The following is a 14697-nucleotide window of genomic DNA, read 5'->3' on the forward strand; positions in this document are numbered from 1 at the left end:
TCGTGAACAGGAAGCCGCGCGTGGCCTCGCGCGCTCAGTTCGTGGAATGCAGCGGCGCCGTCTCGGCGGCGGCCGGAGCCGACTGCGGCAGCCCGAATGCCTCGCTTGCACCGGCGTCGTCGAGCACTGCCGCGAAGATCGACAGTTGTGCGCTGTCGGGCATCGGCGCCTTCAGCGCGGCGACGATCAGCGACGACAGCCGCGCGATCATCTGCACGTCGTTCATCGTGCGGCCTTGCGAGAATTCGTCGATCAGGCTTTCCGTTTCGGCGCCCGCGAGCGCGCCGGACAGCGCGCCGATCGCGAAGTGCAGCCGCCAGCCGAGCTCGGTGCGCGGCAGGTGCGGCAGCGCGCGCTGGAAGGCGTCGAAGAAGCGGCCCGCGACGCTCGCGTAGTGCGCGGTCAGGAAGTTGCGCACGAACGGCGAAGGATCGGTGTAGGCGCGGCCGATCAGCCGCAGGAACCCCGGCCCACCGCGTTCGGGATCGCGCGATGCCTTCAGCGCCGGAATGAACATCGCGCCGAGCACGTGCTCGCAGGTGATGTGCGTGCCGAGTTGCGCATCGAAGCGGTCGAGGATGCCGAGGCGCTCCTGGTTCAACTGGTCGAGCCGGCGCGACAGCATCGCGTGGATCAGCGCTTCCTTGCTGCCGAAGTGGTAGTTGACCGCGGCGAGATTGACCGCCGCGCGCGAGGTGATCTGCCGCATCGACATCGCTTCGAAGCCGTGTTCGATGAACAGATCCTCGGCCGCATCGAGGATGCGCGCCTTCGTCCCGCCGGTCTGCCGCGTGCCGGATGACCGCGCCCCGGACGACCGTCCCGCAGATGGCCGCCCCTCCTGACTTACTGCCATGTTCCGCCTCCCATGCCGGTTGCCCGGCCGCGAACAGGTGATTTGATTATCTGATTCAAACAGTCGTTTTCATTAAGATAAAAAAACGCGGGCGGACCGGGCAAGCGCGGAATCTGGACCAATTCCTCTAGTTCGATGTGCAGGTGCGGAAAGCGCCGCGCCCGCTCCCGGCGGGGCGGGGCGCGCGCGATGATGCGATGCCGCAACGTGCGGGTTCACCCGGCGGCGGTACGCGTATTGACCGATTGCGTCATGTCGATGCCGCGCCGCTCGCGGCTGAACAGGATCAGCACGGCGATCGCGACGGCGACGATGCCGGCCACCAGTGCGAGCGCGAAGCCGTAATCGTTGCCGTTCGACACGGCGAGCGACGCCTGCATCGTCGCGTTGCCCGACGCGAGCAGGTTGCCGAGCTGGTAGACGACGCCGGGGAAGGTCGCGCGGATCTCGTCGGGCGAGATCTCGTTCAGGTGAACCGGTATCACGCCCCACGCGCCCTGTACCGAGATCTGCATCAGGAACGCGCCGGCGGCGAGCGCGATCGCGCCGCTCGAGAACGCCCACAGCGGCAGCACGGGCAGCGCGATCAGCGCGGCGATGAAGATCGCGCGGCGTCGGCCGATGCGCTCCGAGATCGCGCCGAACGACAGGCCGCCGACGATCGCGCCGATGTTCAGCACGATCGTGATCCACGATACGGTATGCGGATCGAAGCGATGCTGCTCGCGCAGGAACGTCGGATAGAGATCCTGCGTGCCATGCGAGAAGAAGTTGAACGCGGTCATCAGCACGATCGCGTAGATCGTGAGTTTCCAGTTCTGCTTCAGCGTGGCGCCGAGGCTCGGGCGCGGGCGCTTCTCCATCTGTTTCCATGCCGGCGATTCGGGCACGTGCGCCCGCACGTACAGCACGAGCAGCGCGGGCAGCACGCCGACCATGAACATCCCGCGCCAGCCGATGTATTGGTAGAACAGGCCGAACACGACGGATGCGAGCAGATAGCCGCTCGGATAGCCGGCCTGCAGCAGCCCCGACACGAAGCCGCGCGCGTGGGTCGGCACGGTTTCCATCGTCAGCGCGGAGCCGACGCCCCATTCGCCGCCCATCGCGATGCCGAACAGCGCGCGCAGCACGAGCAGCGCGGTCAGGCTCGGCGCGAAACCCGATGCCAGTTCGAGCAGCGAATAGCACGCGATGTTGACCATCAGCGTCGGGCGGCGACCGAAGCGGTCGGCGAGGCGGCCGAAGATCAATGCACCGAGCGGGCGCATCGCGAGCGTCAGCGTGAGCGCGAACGCGACGGCGGGAATCGTCGACGAGAATTCCGCGGCGATGTCCTTCAGCACGAAAACCATCAGGAAAAAATCGAATGCATCGAGCGTCCAGCCCAGGTAGGCGGCGATCGTGACGTTGCGTTGCTCGCGGGTCCAGCTCATGTCCGGGGTCTCCTCGTTGGCTTGCGCGCTCGCGATTTGCATGCGGATGCCGGCCCGGCGCGCGCGCGGCGCGGGGGCACTGATCGAGTGTAGGCTCGCGCGCCGCGCGATGTGGGGCGCGATAACCGCGAATCGGGAATAATCCCTACGAAATGCACTGTTTCGGAAACGGAAACGGAACCGCGCGACGCACGCGACAGGTGTCTGTATCCTTCCGGAAGGATTTTTGTATCCGTTCTGTAATGCGCTCGATGCGCAACGCCACCGCATCAGGAGTCCCGATGAATGACCGTTCCGCCGACACGTTGCCCGTGCTCGAAACCGCGAGGCTGTGGCTGCGGCCGCGCGTGCTGGCCGATCTCGAGGCATGCATCGAGATGGATCGCGATCCCGAGGTCACGCGCCACATCGCGGGCCCGTGGCACGACCCCGACGAGCATCGACGCTTCGTCACGCACCGGATCACGTGCGACTATCCGCCGGGCCTCGGCTACTGGTCGATCTTCGAGAAGGCTGCGCCCGACGTGTTCGTCGGCTGGATCCTGCTGATTCCCGACTATCAGGACGCATCGCGCGACGTCGAGATCGGCTGGCGGCTCGTGCGGGCGACGTGGGGGCGCGGCATCGCGAGCGAGGCCGCGGCGGCCGTCGTGCGGCATGCGTTCGACACCGTGCGCCTGCCGCGCGTGATCGCCGATATCGCGCAGGCCAATCATGGCTCGCTGAACGTGGCGCGCAAGCTCGGCATGCGGCGCGTGAGCGTCGTGCACGACGGCATTCCTTACATTCGGCATCGCCTCGAACGCAACGATTTGCGCGCGTAGTGCGACGTCGTACGCGTGGGCAGGTGTCAGAGATCGTCAACCGGACGCACGTCGCGCTCGTGAGGGATTAACGGCTTGCGCGATCAGGAGTATCGTTGCCGGAAATTCGCAACATGGGGTACGACCATGGCACTCGGCAACGACGTTCATCTCATTCCCGTCAGGCTCGACGCGCTGCGTCCGACCCAGATGACGGTCGGCTATCGCGAAGTCAAGGCGAAGCGCAAACACTGGAAGGCGCTGAACAAGCGCGCGCGCAAGGCCGCGATCGAATCGCACTGGTTCCCGGCCGTCCTCGGCCCGGACGGGCTGCACTACATCACCGATCACCACCATCTCGGCCTCGCGCTGATCGAGGAGGGCGAGGCGCGCGTGAACGCGATGCTGCTGAAGGACCTGTCGTGGCTCGACGTCACGATCTTCTGGCGGATGATGGAGCACAACCAGTGGGTGCATCCGTTCGGCCCGGACGGCTCGCGGCGCGATTATGCGCATTTGCCGAAGGCGCTCACGGGGCTCGAGGACGATCCGTACCGCAGCCTCGCCGGCGAGTTGCGCACGGCGGGCGGTTATGCGAAGGACGCGACGCCGTTCAGCGAATTCCTGTGGGCCGACTATCTGCGCCAGCACGTATCGCTCGACCAGATCCGCAAGAACTTCGCGAAGGCGCTCGATATCGCGCTGCAGCGCGCGCACGACCAGGACGCGCGCTATTTGCCCGGCTGGTCGGGCGTGATTGCCGTCAAACCCTGACCGGCGCCGACCGCCTCATGACGACCGCCCCGATCCGCCCCGACGCCGGCCCGCAGCGTCCGGACCATTTCGCGGCGCTCGACGCGCCGCCCGCACCGCGCATGCGGCGTGTCGGCCTCGATGCGCTGGCCGGCCTGTCGATTGCCGGCCTGCTGATTCCCGAGGCGGTCGCGTATGCGGGGCTCGCCAACCTGCCGCCGCAGGCCGGCCTGATCGCGCTGCTGTCGGGGCTCGTCGTTTATGCGCTGACGGGCAGCAGCCGCTTCGCGATCGTGTCGTCGACGTCGTCGTCGGCCGCGGTGCTCGCCGCGACCGTCCTCGCCGAATCGGGAATGGCGCTGGACGCCCAGCTTGCGCTCGCGGCCGCACTCGTCGCGATGACGGGCGTGCTGTTCATCCTGGCCGGGGCCGCGCGACTCGGCGGCATGTCGGATTTCGTCGCGCGGCCCGTGTTGCGCGGCTTCACGTTCGGGCTCGCGCTGACGATCGTCATCAAGCAGCTCCCGAAGATTCTCGCGATTGCCGTGCAGCACGGCGATGCGCCGCACGTCGCGCTCGACCTGCTCGCCGGCGCGCCGCACGCGAATCTCGCGAGCGCGGTGCTCGGCGCGACGGCGCTCGCGCTGCTGTTCGTCCTCGGCCGCGGCTCGCGCGTGCCCGCGACGCTCGTCGTGATCGTGCTGTCGATCGCGGCGGGTTATGCAATCGACTGGCAGCGGTACGGCATCGCGGTCGTCGGCCACATCGATTTCCGGCACCTCGAATTCGGCTTGCCGTATCTCGACCGCAACGCATGGATGCAGACGGTCGAGCTCGCATTCGCGCTGATGCTGATCCTGTATGCGGAGTCGTACGGATCGATCCGCAATTTCGCGCTGAAGCACGGCGATACCGTGTCGCCGAACCGCGACCTCGTCGCGCTCGGCTGTGCGAACCTCGTGTCGGGCCTGCTACACGGGATGCCGGTCGGCGCAGGCTATTCGGCGACCTCGGCGAACGAGGCGGCCGGTGCGCAGTCGCGCGTGGCCGGTCTGTGCGCGGCTGCCGTGGTCGCGCTGATCGTCTGGCTGCTGCTGCCGCAGCTCGCGCGTACGCCCGAGCCCGTGCTCGCGGCGATCGTGATCTTCGCGGTCAGCCACTCGCTGCATCCGTCCGTGTTCCGGCCATACTGGGCCTGGCATCGCGACCGGCTCGTCGTGATCGCGTCGCTGCTCGCGGTGCTCGTGCTCGGCGTGCTGCACGGGCTGCTCGCGGCCATCGGCGTGAGCCTGCTGCTGACGCTGCGCAAGTTGTCCGAACCGAACGTCAGCGTGCTCGGCCGGCTGCGCGACAGCCACGATTTCGTCGACGTCGCGAGCCATGCCGACGCGAAGCCGGTGCCGGGCGTGCTGATCGTGCGGCCCGAGGCGCAGTTGTTCTTCGCGAATGCGGACCGGATGCTCAATCGCGTGCGTGCGCTGATGAAGGCCGCACCGGACACACGGACCGTGATGTTGAGTCTCGAGGAAACGCCGGATGTCGACGGCACGACGATCGAATCGTTGCGCACGTTCGCGGCCGAATGCGCGGCGCGCGGGCTGCGGCTCGCGCTCGTGCGGCTCAAGGTGCACGCGCTGCATGCGCTGCGCCGCGCGGCGGACGACACGCTGCACGACGTTGCGATGTCGGAACTGAGCGTCGACGAGAGCCTGCAACTGTTGCAGGCCGGCAGTCCGCCGGACGGCAACGACGGCACGCGCGCCGCGTGACGGCGCGGCGCGTCGGCGCCGCCTATCGCGACAGCGCGACGCCGGCGGCGGTGCGCTCGATCATGTCGGCCACTTCCGCGGCCGTCGGCGCATAGGCGCCCGCATGCGCACAGGCGACGGCCGCGCACGCGGCCGCGTAGCGCAGATGCTCGGCGGCCGACGCGTCGGGCCGCGCGAGCTGGCTCGCGAGCCAGCCGCCGATGCTCGCGTCGCCGCAGCCGACCGTGTCGGCAACTTCGGTCGGGAACGCGGGCTGGAACAGCACGGTATCGCGATGCAGCAGTTGCATGCCGGCTGCGCCGCGCGTGACGAGCATCGTCGCGTCGGGCGCCCACGCGCGCAGTTGCGCGAGCGCGGCCGCTTCGTCGAGTTCCGGAAACAGCCCGCGCAGATCCTCGTCGGATACCTTGATCCAGTCGGCGAGCGCGGTCAGCCGGCGTAGCGTGTCGCGATACGACGGCGCGGCCATCGGCGCGCGGAAGTTCGGGTCGAACGAGATTCGCTTGCCGGCCCCGCGCGCGGCCTGCGCGAGCGCGATCAGGCGCGACGCGAGCGGCTCGCGCACGACGCCGAGCGAGCCGACGTGCACGATGTCGGCCGCGTCGAAGGCGCCGGCGGGCAAGTCGTCCGGATCGAACGCGAGATCGGCGCTGTTTTCGCCGATGAAGAAATAGTGGGGCGGCTGCTTCGATACGACCATCGCGAGCAGCGGTGCGCGGTCGACCTGCCGGATGAAACGCATGTCGAGCCCGGCGTCGGCGCTCTTGCGCATCAGTTCGTCGCCGAAGATGTCGCGGCTCACCGAGCCGGCGAAGGCCGTCGGCGCGCCGAGTCGCGACGCGACGCGCGCGACGTTCCAGCACGAGCCGCCGGCGATGCTGTGCCAGTGCCGTGCGTCGTCGCGGATGAAATCGGTCAGCGCTTCGCCGAAAACGATCAGGCGGGGAAACATCATCGTCATGTTGAAACCTCGTGCCGCGGCGTCGCGTGCGGCCGTACGGTAGTTGATCTGAATCCGAACGGGCGGGCCGTGCCGGCCGTCGCGCGCGGCGACGCGGCCCGGCACCGCCCGGCCTCGCGGGCGGTCGCCGCGATCAGCGCGGGGAACTCCAGCCCTTGTAGGTCTTCACGTTGTCGCGCGTGACGAGCGTCGGCTCGATCAGGATCATCGGGTTGGCCGGCTTCTGGCCGTTCATGATCCCGTAGCCGACGTTGACGGCCTGCTGCGCCATCGCCCACGGATCCTGGCTCGACGACGCCTGCACGAGCGTGTTCGACTTCAGCGCCGCCTCGATGTCGGGCGCGCCGTCGACCGACGTGATCACGATGTTCGGGCGGTTCAGCTGTTTCGCCGCGAGATCGCTGCCGATCGCCTGCGGGTCGTTGATCGTGAACACGCCGTCGAGCTTCGGAAAGCGCGTCAGGTAGCCCTGCATCGCGTTCATCCCGCCTTCGCGCGAGCCCTTGCCGTCCTGGTCGCTCGACAGCAGCTTGATGCCGGGATTCTTCGCGAGCACGGCCTTGCAGCCGTTCACGCGGTCGATCACGGCCGACACCTGCGGGCCGTTCTCGATGATCACGTTGCCCTTGCCGTTCAGCTTCTTCGCGAGGTAGTCGCACGCGAGTTCGCCGGCCTTCACGTTGTTGGTCTGCACGGTCGCGTTCGCGCCGGCCGCCGCGACGTCCACCGCGACGACCGTGATGCCGGCTGCCTGCGCCTTCTTCACCGCCGGCTCGATCGCCTTCGGATCGGTCGCGTTGAGCAGGATCATGTCGACGTGCGCGGAGATGAAGTTGTCGATCTGCGTGAACTGCTTGTTCAGATCGTAGTCGGCCGATACGGCCGTGATCTTCGCATTCGGGTTGAGCTGCTTCGCGCGCGCTTCGGCGCCTTTCACGATCGTGACGAAGTACGGGTTGCCGAGCGACCCGACCGTGACGCCGATCGATTTCAGCGGCTTGTCGGCTGCATGGGCGGCGCCGGCGCCGAAGGCGAGTGCGCAGGCGACGGCGGTCAGGGCGGCGGTGTGCTTGAACATGTCGTTGTGTCTCCGTGAGGTCTGTTGGCGAACGGGCGCAGGAGGACCGGCCTGCGCCTCGATGATTGAGCGACGAGGAAAGGGATGTCAGGTCCGGGCCGAGTCGCGCTGGCGATAGCGGTCGAGCGCGACCGCGCCGATGATCACGAGCCCCTTGATGATGTACTGCCAGATGTCGGACACGCCGAGCAGCACGAGGCCGTTGGTCAGCACCGCGATGATCAGCGCGCCGATCAGCGTGCCGACGATCGAACCGACGCCGCCGACGAAGCTCGTGCCGCCGAGGATCACCGCGGCGATCGCGTCGAGCTCGTACGACTGGCCGAGCTGCAAGCCGTTGGCCGCATACAGGCGCGCGGCCGACATCACCGCGCCGAGGCCCGCGAGCAGGCCCGACGCCGCATACACGAACATCTGGATCGCCCGCACGTTGATGCCGGACAGGCGCGCGGCTTCCGGGTTGCCGCCGACCGAATAGATCCGCATCCCGAGCACCGTGCGGCGCAGGATGAACCACGAGATCGCGATCACCGCGCATGCGATCACGACGAGCCACGGCACGCCGAGGATCGAACCGTTGCCGATGAACGCGAACGGCAGTTGCGGATTGAACACCGTCGTGTCGTTGCCGATCAGGCGCGCGACGCCGCGCACGGCCGTCATCGCGCCGAGCGTGACGATGAACGGCGGCAGGCGCAGGAACGAGATCAGCCCGCCGTTGATCGCGCCGAACACGAGACCGACGGCGAGCGCGAACGGCACGCCGAGCCAGCCCCAGCCGGGAATGGTCGACGCGAGCAGCGCCGCGACGGCCGCGGCGGCGAGCACCGAGCCGACCGACAGGTCGATGCCGCCCGTCAGGATCACGAAGGTCATGCCGGCGGCGAGCACGATGTTGATCGACGCCTGCTGCGTGACGATCGACAGGTTCTGCAGCGTGAAGAAGCCGTCGGTCAGGAAGCCGAAGCCGACGCACAGGACCAGCAGCACCGGCAGCATGCCGGCCGTGCGGATCAGCGATTGCATGCGGGCGCGATGATCGGCGCCGCGCATCAGGGGCGTGCGGTTGGCGACCGGATGGGCGGTCGCGGAAGCGAGGTTCCGCTGCTTGGTCGGGTTGATCATTTCGGTACCTTGAAAGAAGAGGGAAATGAAGGGGCCGTGGTCAATGCGCGTCGGCCAGCTCGGCCTGCGAGCCGGTGGCGAGCGCGATGATCGCTTCCTGCGTGATCGGCGTATGCGTGTGGCCGCCGAGTTCGCCCGCGATCTCGCCTTCGCGCATCACGAGCACGCGGTCGGCGACGCCGATGATTTCCGGCAGTTCGCTCGAAATCACGATCACGCCTACGCCGGCACGGGCCAGTTCGTTGATGATCCGGTAGATCTCGGATTTCGCGCCGATGTCGACGCCGCGCGTCGGCTCGTCGAGGATCAGCACGCGCGGCTTCGTTTCGAGCAGGCGCGACAGCAGCACTTTCTGCTGGTTGCCGCCCGACAGCGCGCCGACGTTGACGTTCGCGTGCGGTACGCGGATCGACAGCGATGCGATCGCGTCGCGTGCGCGTTCGGCGCCGCGGGCGAGATCGAGCGCGCCGAGCCGGGCATCGCGGCTGCACACCGAGATGTTGATGTTGTCGCGCACGCTCATGTCGAGGAACAGGCCCTGGCGCTTGCGGTCCTCGGTCAGGTAGACGAGGCCCGCGTCGATCGCGTCGCGCGGCGAGTGCGCGCCGAACGTGCGCTCGCCGAGCTTCACGTCGCCGCGCACGCGCGGCTCGGCGCCGAAGATCAGCCGCGCGAGCTCGGTGCGGCCCGCGCCGACGAGGCCCGCGATGCCGAGCACCTCGCCCGCATGCAGGTCGAGGCTGCAGCCGCGCACGCGCGCGCCGTCGGCGATGTCGCGGACCGACAGCAGCAGGTGGCCAGGGTCGTAGGGCGCGTGCTCCTTCTTGTAGAAGCCGGAGATGTCGCGGCCGACCATCATCGCGACGAGCCGCTCGGCCGACAGCGCCGCGCGCTCCAGCGTGCCGACGTACGCGCCGTCGCGCAGCACCGACACGCGGTCGGACAGTTCGTAGATCTCCGCCATCCGGTGGCTGATGTAGATGATCGCGAGGCCTTCCTCGCGCAGCTGGCGGATCAGACGGAACAGGTGTTCGGTTTCGCGCGACGACAACGGCGTGGTCGGCTCGTCCATCACGAGGATGCGGGCGCGGGTGTGCACGGCGCGCGCGATTTCGACGAGCTGCTGTTCGGCGATCGACAGCGTGTCGACGAGCGTGTCCGGTCCGAACGGGGCGCCCAGGCGTGCGAGCACGTCCTGGCAGCCGCGCGCCATCGCCGCGCGGTCGATGGTGCCCCAGCGCCGGTTGCCGCGGCGCAGTTCGCGGCCGACGTAGATGTTTTCCGCGACGGTCAGGTTCGGCGACAGGCACAGCTCCTGGTAGATCACCGCGACGCCGGCATCGCGCGCGGCGAGCGGGCCGTCGATGTCGATGCGTTGGCCGTCGATCAGGATCTCGCCGCCGGCGTCGGCGCGATAGGCGCCCGACAGGATCTTCATCAGCGTCGATTTGCCCGCGCCGTTCTCGCCCATCAGCGAATGGATCTCGCCCGGATAGACGGTCAGGCTGACGTTGTCGAGCGCGCGCACGGCCGGGAACGTCTTGCTGATTCCGCGCATCTCGAGCAACGGACGGGGCGACTCAGATCGCGACATGGTTGACCTCCTGCGAGTCGGTGCGGGCGCCCTTGAGGATGCCGGCCCGCGGGGAGAAGTTGAAAAACATCGGCAGCGTGGCGGCGCCGATCGCGCCGGCATCGGCGCCGAACGTGCCGCGCACGAGCACGGGCGTACCGCGGGCCTCCGGCGCGGTGGCCACGAGCGCCGCGCGCAGGCGGGTCGTGACCGCGTCGAGCAGGCCCGCGTCGGTGTCGGCGTCGATCACGACCACCGGCGCGTCGATCACGCACAACACCGCGCGCAACGCCGGCGCGAGCGCGTCGACGCAATCGTCGATCCATTCGTCGACGGCCGGCAGGCCGCGGGCGATGCAGGCTTCGAGATCGGCGCGGTTCTCGACCGTTTCGCCGCGATGACGCAGGTGGCGCACGAGCGCATGCAGCGATGCGCGCGCGAGCAGGATGTCCCATTGGCCGCGCGGCGGCGGCGCGGACGCCAGCCGGCTCGGCGGCACCGGAATCACCGCGATGTCCCCCGCATTGCCCGTCACGCCGCGCAGGCAGTCGCCGTCGATCGCGATCCCGCCGCCGATCGCCGGCCCGATGAACAGGTAGACGAAGTCGTCGCACTGCCGGCCGTATCCGTAGAACAGTTCGGCGATCGCGGCTGCGTTGCCGTCGTTTTCGCCGAAGACGGGCAGCGACAGCGTGCGACCGAGGTCGGCCGCGAAATCGACGTCTTCCCACGCGCGGAACGTGTCGGGCGCGAGGCCGAGCTCGCGCATCCACGCACCGAGGTTGTACGGCTGCGCGACGCCGATACCGGTGAGACGGGCGCGTTCATGGTCGGGGAGCAGGGCCTGCATCGCGTCGATGTCGCGACGCACGATCTCGAGCACGTCGGCGGGCGGGGGAAGCAGCGTGTCGTGCGAGCGGCGGCCGAGCACGTCGCCCGCGAAATTGACGAGCGCCGTCTCGATGCGCATCCGGTCGAGATGGACGCCGATGCCGAACGCGCCGCGCGGATCGAGCCGGATCAGCGAAGCCGGCTGGCCGCGCTGGCCTTCGGTGCGGCCGGCGAACTCGATCAGCTTTGCGTCGGCGAGCGACGCGATGATGCTGCCGACCGCCGTCCCCGTCATGCTCGCGAGACGGGCGAGATCGGCCTTCGATGCGCTGCCCGCGCGGCGCAGCGTCTTCAGCAACAGGCGCTCGTTGTAACGGCGCACGTTGGCCGAATTGCTTCCCTGGCCGAAGTGCGGGCTTCTCATGGCGTCTCCTTCCATGTCGCACCGCTCGGCGGCGCATTAAATAAATCACGTTGATTTATTTAACCGCGTGGGCGAGGACCTGTCAGCCTAGGGAAATCCCGGTTTCTGTTTCGTGACGGGCGAGGGAAGGAGGGCGGGTGCGGACACCCGAAATCGGGGAGGGATAGCGGAGGGACTGCAACGGTTCCGGGGTCGGAAATGAAAAAAGGCCGGCTAAAAGCCGGCCTTTTCAAAAAACAGATGGTGCCCAGGAGAGGACTCGAACCTCCACGGTGTTGCCACCGCTAGGACCTGAACCTAGTGCGTCTACCAATTCCGCCACCTGGGCACGTTCGCTTGCTGCGATGCGAAGACCGCTATTGTAGCGTGTCTTTACGGACTGTCAACATAAATTTGGGACGCGAACCAAAATAATGGGCAGTTTGATGGAGGCGAAGCCCGTGCCGAACATGCGCATCGATTCGGGGGCTCGTGTCAAGTCCTGGAATAGGTTGACAGTATCCGTACACTAGAACGCCCGATGCACCGCATCGGGCGTTTTGTATTTCAGGGCAGCATGTGGCCGCTCGTGGTTGTAGGTGCGCACGGACTGTTCGACCATCTTGGTGGCCTGCTCGAGGTCAACAGGACGCTGCAGCAAGAACTCACCCTTGAGGATGCCGTTGACCCGCTCGGCCAGCGCATTCTGATAGCAGTCGTAGCCATCCGTCATCGAACAGCGCAAGCCGTGACGCCGATGGATGTCCTGATAGTAGGTCGAGCAGTACTGGATCCCGCGATCGGAATGATGGATCAAGGGCTGGTTGGTCTGGCGCGTGCGCAACGCCTTCTTCAGCGCCTGACTGACCTGTTCGGTCTGCAGGCTGTCGTGAACGTGATGACCGACGATCTTGCGCGAGAACGCATCGGTAATCAGGCTCAGGTACACGAACGGGCCAGCCGTGGGCAGATACGTGATGTCGGCCACCCACACTTGTTCGGGCCCAGTCGGCACGACCTGATCCGGCCCGGGTTTGAGCAGATTCGGATGACGCCGGAAGCGATGATGGCTCTGCGTCGTCTTGTGGTACGCCCGGTGTGGCACGACCAACAGGCGCGCGGCGCGCAGCACATCGAACAGTCGATCTCGCCCGAGCTTGATGCCGCGCTCGCCCAAGACGGGCCCGAGCAGATGGTGCAGTTTCGTGCCCCGAGTCTCGGTTGGCGCAGCCGTATATCCCGTACCAGCGTCGTTACGGCTTCGGCTTGCGTGCCGCGGCGTTCCTCGCTGCGACATCGCTTGTAATACGCTTGCCGGCTGATGCCCATGTAGCGGCAGGCTCGCTCGACGCTCAGCTTTTCGATCCGCCTTTGCGCGACGACCTGCCCGAAGGCTTTTTTACGATGATCCCGTAGTCCTTGCGCATCACGTCGAGCACGGCCTCGAACAACGCGGCTTTCTCCTGCGCCTCTCGCAACTGCGTTTCCAATTCCTTGATGCGCTGCTCCGGCGTGAGCGGCTTGGCGTCTTGCTTTGACATAGTAGGACCCGATCGCGCACGGCCGGATGGATCGGCCCAATCCTGCAAGCCGTGCTTACGTAACCATACCAGCACGGTCGAGCGTCCCTGGATGCCGTAGCGCTGCTGCGCTTCTTTATACGTCAGCTCGCCTTTTTCGACTTGGGCCACCACCGACAGCTTAAAAGCCAAGCTGTAGTCCCGCTGCGTCCGCTTGATCCCTTGTTCCACTTGCCACCTCTTCGTCTCGGCGAAAAAGTGTCAACCTATTTCAGGACGGGTCATCGAAATGAAAAAAGGCCGGCTAAAAGCCGACCTTTTCAAAAACAGATGGTGCCCAGGAGAGGACTCGAACCTCCACGATGTTGCCACCGCTAGGACCTGAACCTAGTGCGTCTACCAATTCCGCCACCTGGGCACGTTTCGCTTGCTGCGATGCGAAGACCGCTATTGTAGCGTGCCGGGAAAGTCTGTCAATACAATTTCAGCCGGCCACATAAAAAAATTTGCCGCCCTGGCGGGGCGGCTTCTCACACACCGACCGGCTCCGCGCGATTCGCCGTGAAATTCCAGCGCTGCGCTTCTTGCGTGTCGACTCGGGTCGGCAATACCCCGGCCGCGAGGAACGTGTCGGCGATCTGCTGCTGCTCGCCGAAGTTTTGGGCGAGCACCGGCCGCACGAGATAGCTGCGTCGCGAATTCGCGCGTGCGATCGTCGCGGCGTCGAGCCCCCAGATGGGCGCGAGCGTATTCGCGGCTTCCTGTTGGTGATCGTGCAGCCACGTGCCGGTCTGCGACAAGCGATCGAACAGAATCCGGACGGCATCGGGATGCGCGGCGGCGAAGCCGCTCGATGCGAGGTAGTAGCGCTGATAGGATGCGAGCCCGCTGCCGTCGGCGAGAATCCGCACATCGGGACGCTGGTCGACCGACGCGATATAGGGATCCCACGTGATCCAGGCGTCCACGCTGTCGCGCTCGAACGCCGCGCGGCCGTCCGCGGGCGTCAGGTAGTGGATCGCCGTATCGGCGGCAGCGAGGCGTGCGCGTGCGAGCGCAACGAGCAACAGGTAGTGGCTGCCGGCGGCCTTGGTGACCGCGATGCGCTTGCCCTTCAGGTCGGCGAGGGTGCGCAATGCGCTGTCCTTTTTCACGATGATCGCCTGTGCCTTCGGCGACGGCGCTTCCTGCGCGACATACACGAAACGCGCGTGGGCCGCCTGCGCGAAGACCGGGACCGTATCGGCGACGTCGGCGCTGAAATCGACGGCGCCGACGTTGAGCGCCTCGGTCAGCGGCAATCCGCTGGCGAATTCATGCCACGACACGCGCAGGCCGAGCGGCGCAAGCGCGTGCTCGAGTGTGCCGTGCGCCTTGAGCAGCGTGATCAGCGTCGACGATTTCTGGTAGCCGATGCGCAGCGCGGCAGGCGCATTTTCCGCACGCGTGCGGATACCCGTGGCGGCGAGGCCCGCGGCCAGTATCGTGCGCGCAAACGCGCGGCGGTTCATCGACGTCATCCAGCGGGTTCCTCGGTAGGTGGGTTGCGATGAGGCGAGCCGGCTAACGTACCAACGCCGAGGGCGGCC

Annotated in this window: 11 protein-coding genes, 2 tRNA genes and 1 pseudogene; 3 read left to right on the forward strand and 11 right to left on the reverse strand. The window is 67.1% G+C overall.

Going from position 1 to position 14697, the window contains the following annotated elements:
* Positions 1 to 34 precede the first annotated feature (34 nt).
* Both WS95_RS24065 and WS95_RS24070 read right to left on the reverse strand, forming a co-directional pair.
* Positions 35 to 856 (reverse strand): TetR/AcrR family transcriptional regulator, encoded by an 822-nt coding sequence (locus WS95_RS24065; protein ID WP_059785514.1) that lies wholly within the window; start codon positions 854 to 856, stop codon positions 35 to 37.
* Positions 857 to 1071: 215 nt separating this feature from the next.
* Positions 1072 to 2292: an MFS transporter gene (locus WS95_RS24070; RefSeq protein WP_034207150.1), complete on the reverse strand. Its 1221-nt coding sequence runs from the start codon at positions 2290 to 2292 to the stop codon at positions 1072 to 1074.
* 281 nt (positions 2293 to 2573) lie between these two features.
* Between WS95_RS24070 and WS95_RS24075 the strand changes: the two genes are divergently transcribed.
* The 3 genes from WS95_RS24075 to WS95_RS24085 all read left to right on the forward strand — a co-directional run bounded on the left by WS95_RS24075 (position 2574) and on the right by WS95_RS24085 (position 5617).
* Entirely contained in the window at positions 2574 to 3116 is a 543-nt protein-coding gene (locus WS95_RS24075) for a GNAT family N-acetyltransferase (RefSeq protein WP_059785521.1), read from the forward strand.
* Positions 3117 to 3242: 126 nt separating this feature from the next.
* Positions 3243 to 3869: a ParB-like protein gene (locus tag WS95_RS24080; protein WP_059826549.1), complete on the forward strand. Its 627-nt coding sequence runs from the start codon at positions 3243 to 3245 to the stop codon at positions 3867 to 3869.
* Positions 3870 to 3886: 17 nt separating this feature from the next.
* Positions 3887 to 5617: a SulP family inorganic anion transporter gene (locus tag WS95_RS24085; RefSeq protein ID WP_059826551.1), complete on the forward strand. Its 1731-nt coding sequence runs from the start codon at positions 3887 to 3889 to the stop codon at positions 5615 to 5617.
* Positions 5618 to 5639: 22 nt separating this feature from the next.
* On the opposite strand, the gene WS95_RS24090 is transcribed toward WS95_RS24085, so the two are convergent.
* The 9 genes and pseudogenes from WS95_RS24090 to WS95_RS24135 form a co-directional block, all read right to left on the reverse strand.
* Positions 5640 to 6578, reverse strand: coding sequence for a carbohydrate kinase family protein (locus tag WS95_RS24090; RefSeq protein WP_059826767.1), 939 nt, complete (start codon positions 6576 to 6578; stop codon positions 5640 to 5642).
* 133 nt (positions 6579 to 6711) lie between these two features.
* Entirely contained in the window at positions 6712 to 7656 is a 945-nt protein-coding gene (locus WS95_RS24095; protein WP_034207154.1) for an ABC transporter substrate-binding protein, read from the reverse strand.
* An 87-nt stretch (positions 7657 to 7743) separates the two neighbouring features.
* Complete coding sequence (locus WS95_RS24100; RefSeq protein WP_034207155.1) at positions 7744 to 8781, reverse strand: ABC transporter permease subunit; 1038 nt, start codon at positions 8779 to 8781, stop codon at positions 7744 to 7746.
* A gap of 40 nt (positions 8782 to 8821) precedes the next feature.
* Positions 8822 to 10375, reverse strand: coding sequence for a sugar ABC transporter ATP-binding protein (locus WS95_RS24105; RefSeq protein ID WP_059826552.1), 1554 nt, complete (start codon positions 10373 to 10375; stop codon positions 8822 to 8824).
* A complete protein-coding gene (locus WS95_RS24110; RefSeq protein ID WP_059826768.1) occupies positions 10362 to 11609 on the reverse strand; it encodes an ROK family protein in 1248 nt (415 codons plus the stop codon). The genes WS95_RS24105 and WS95_RS24110 overlap by 14 nt, the downstream gene beginning before the upstream one ends.
* A 241-nt stretch (positions 11610 to 11850) precedes the next feature.
* Positions 11851 to 11937, reverse strand: a tRNA-Leu gene (locus tag WS95_RS24115).
* A gap of 180 nt (positions 11938 to 12117) precedes the next feature.
* Positions 12118 to 13339: pseudogene (locus tag WS95_RS24120) on the reverse strand (IS3 family transposase).
* A 100-nt stretch (positions 13340 to 13439) separates the two neighbouring features.
* Positions 13440 to 13526, reverse strand: a tRNA-Leu gene (locus WS95_RS24130).
* A gap of 112 nt (positions 13527 to 13638) precedes the next feature.
* Entirely contained in the window at positions 13639 to 14628 is a 990-nt protein-coding gene (locus tag WS95_RS24135) for an aliphatic sulfonate ABC transporter substrate-binding protein (protein ID WP_059826558.1), read from the reverse strand.
* Positions 14629 to 14697 lie beyond the last annotated feature (69 nt).

Origin of the sequence: Burkholderia sp. MSMB1826, from assembly GCF_001526325.1 — a bacterium.
GTDB lineage: Bacteria > Pseudomonadota > Gammaproteobacteria > Burkholderiales > Burkholderiaceae > Burkholderia.

Excerpts from the sequence above, each read along its gene's own strand:
- WS95_RS24095 (WP_034207154.1), bottom strand. The coding sequence starts at position 7,656 with ATGTTCAAGCACACCGCCGCCCTGACCGCCGTCGCCTGCGCACTCGCC.
- WS95_RS24105 (WP_059826552.1), bottom strand. The coding sequence starts at position 10,375 with ATGTCGCGATCTGAGTCGCCCCGTCCGTTGCTCGAGATGCGCGGAATC.
- WS95_RS24070 (WP_034207150.1), bottom strand. The coding sequence starts at position 2,292 with ATGAGCTGGACCCGCGAGCAACGCAACGTCACGATCGCCGCCTACCTG.
- WS95_RS24110 (WP_059826768.1), bottom strand. The coding sequence starts at position 11,609 with ATGAGAAGCCCGCACTTCGGCCAGGGAAGCAATTCGGCCAACGTGCGC.
- WS95_RS24090 (WP_059826767.1), bottom strand. The coding sequence starts at position 6,578 with ATGACGATGATGTTTCCCCGCCTGATCGTTTTCGGCGAAGCGCTGACC.
- WS95_RS24065 (WP_059785514.1), bottom strand. The coding sequence starts at position 856 with ATGGCAGTAAGTCAGGAGGGGCGGCCATCTGCGGGACGGTCGTCCGGG.
- WS95_RS24075 (WP_059785521.1), top strand. The coding sequence starts at position 2,574 with ATGAATGACCGTTCCGCCGACACGTTGCCCGTGCTCGAAACCGCGAGG.
- WS95_RS24100 (WP_034207155.1), bottom strand. The coding sequence starts at position 8,781 with ATGATCAACCCGACCAAGCAGCGGAACCTCGCTTCCGCGACCGCCCAT.
- WS95_RS24135 (WP_059826558.1), bottom strand. The coding sequence starts at position 14,628 with ATGACGTCGATGAACCGCCGCGCGTTTGCGCGCACGATACTGGCCGCG.
- WS95_RS24085 (WP_059826551.1), top strand. The coding sequence starts at position 3,887 with ATGACGACCGCCCCGATCCGCCCCGACGCCGGCCCGCAGCGTCCGGAC.
- WS95_RS24080 (WP_059826549.1), top strand. The coding sequence starts at position 3,243 with ATGGCACTCGGCAACGACGTTCATCTCATTCCCGTCAGGCTCGACGCG.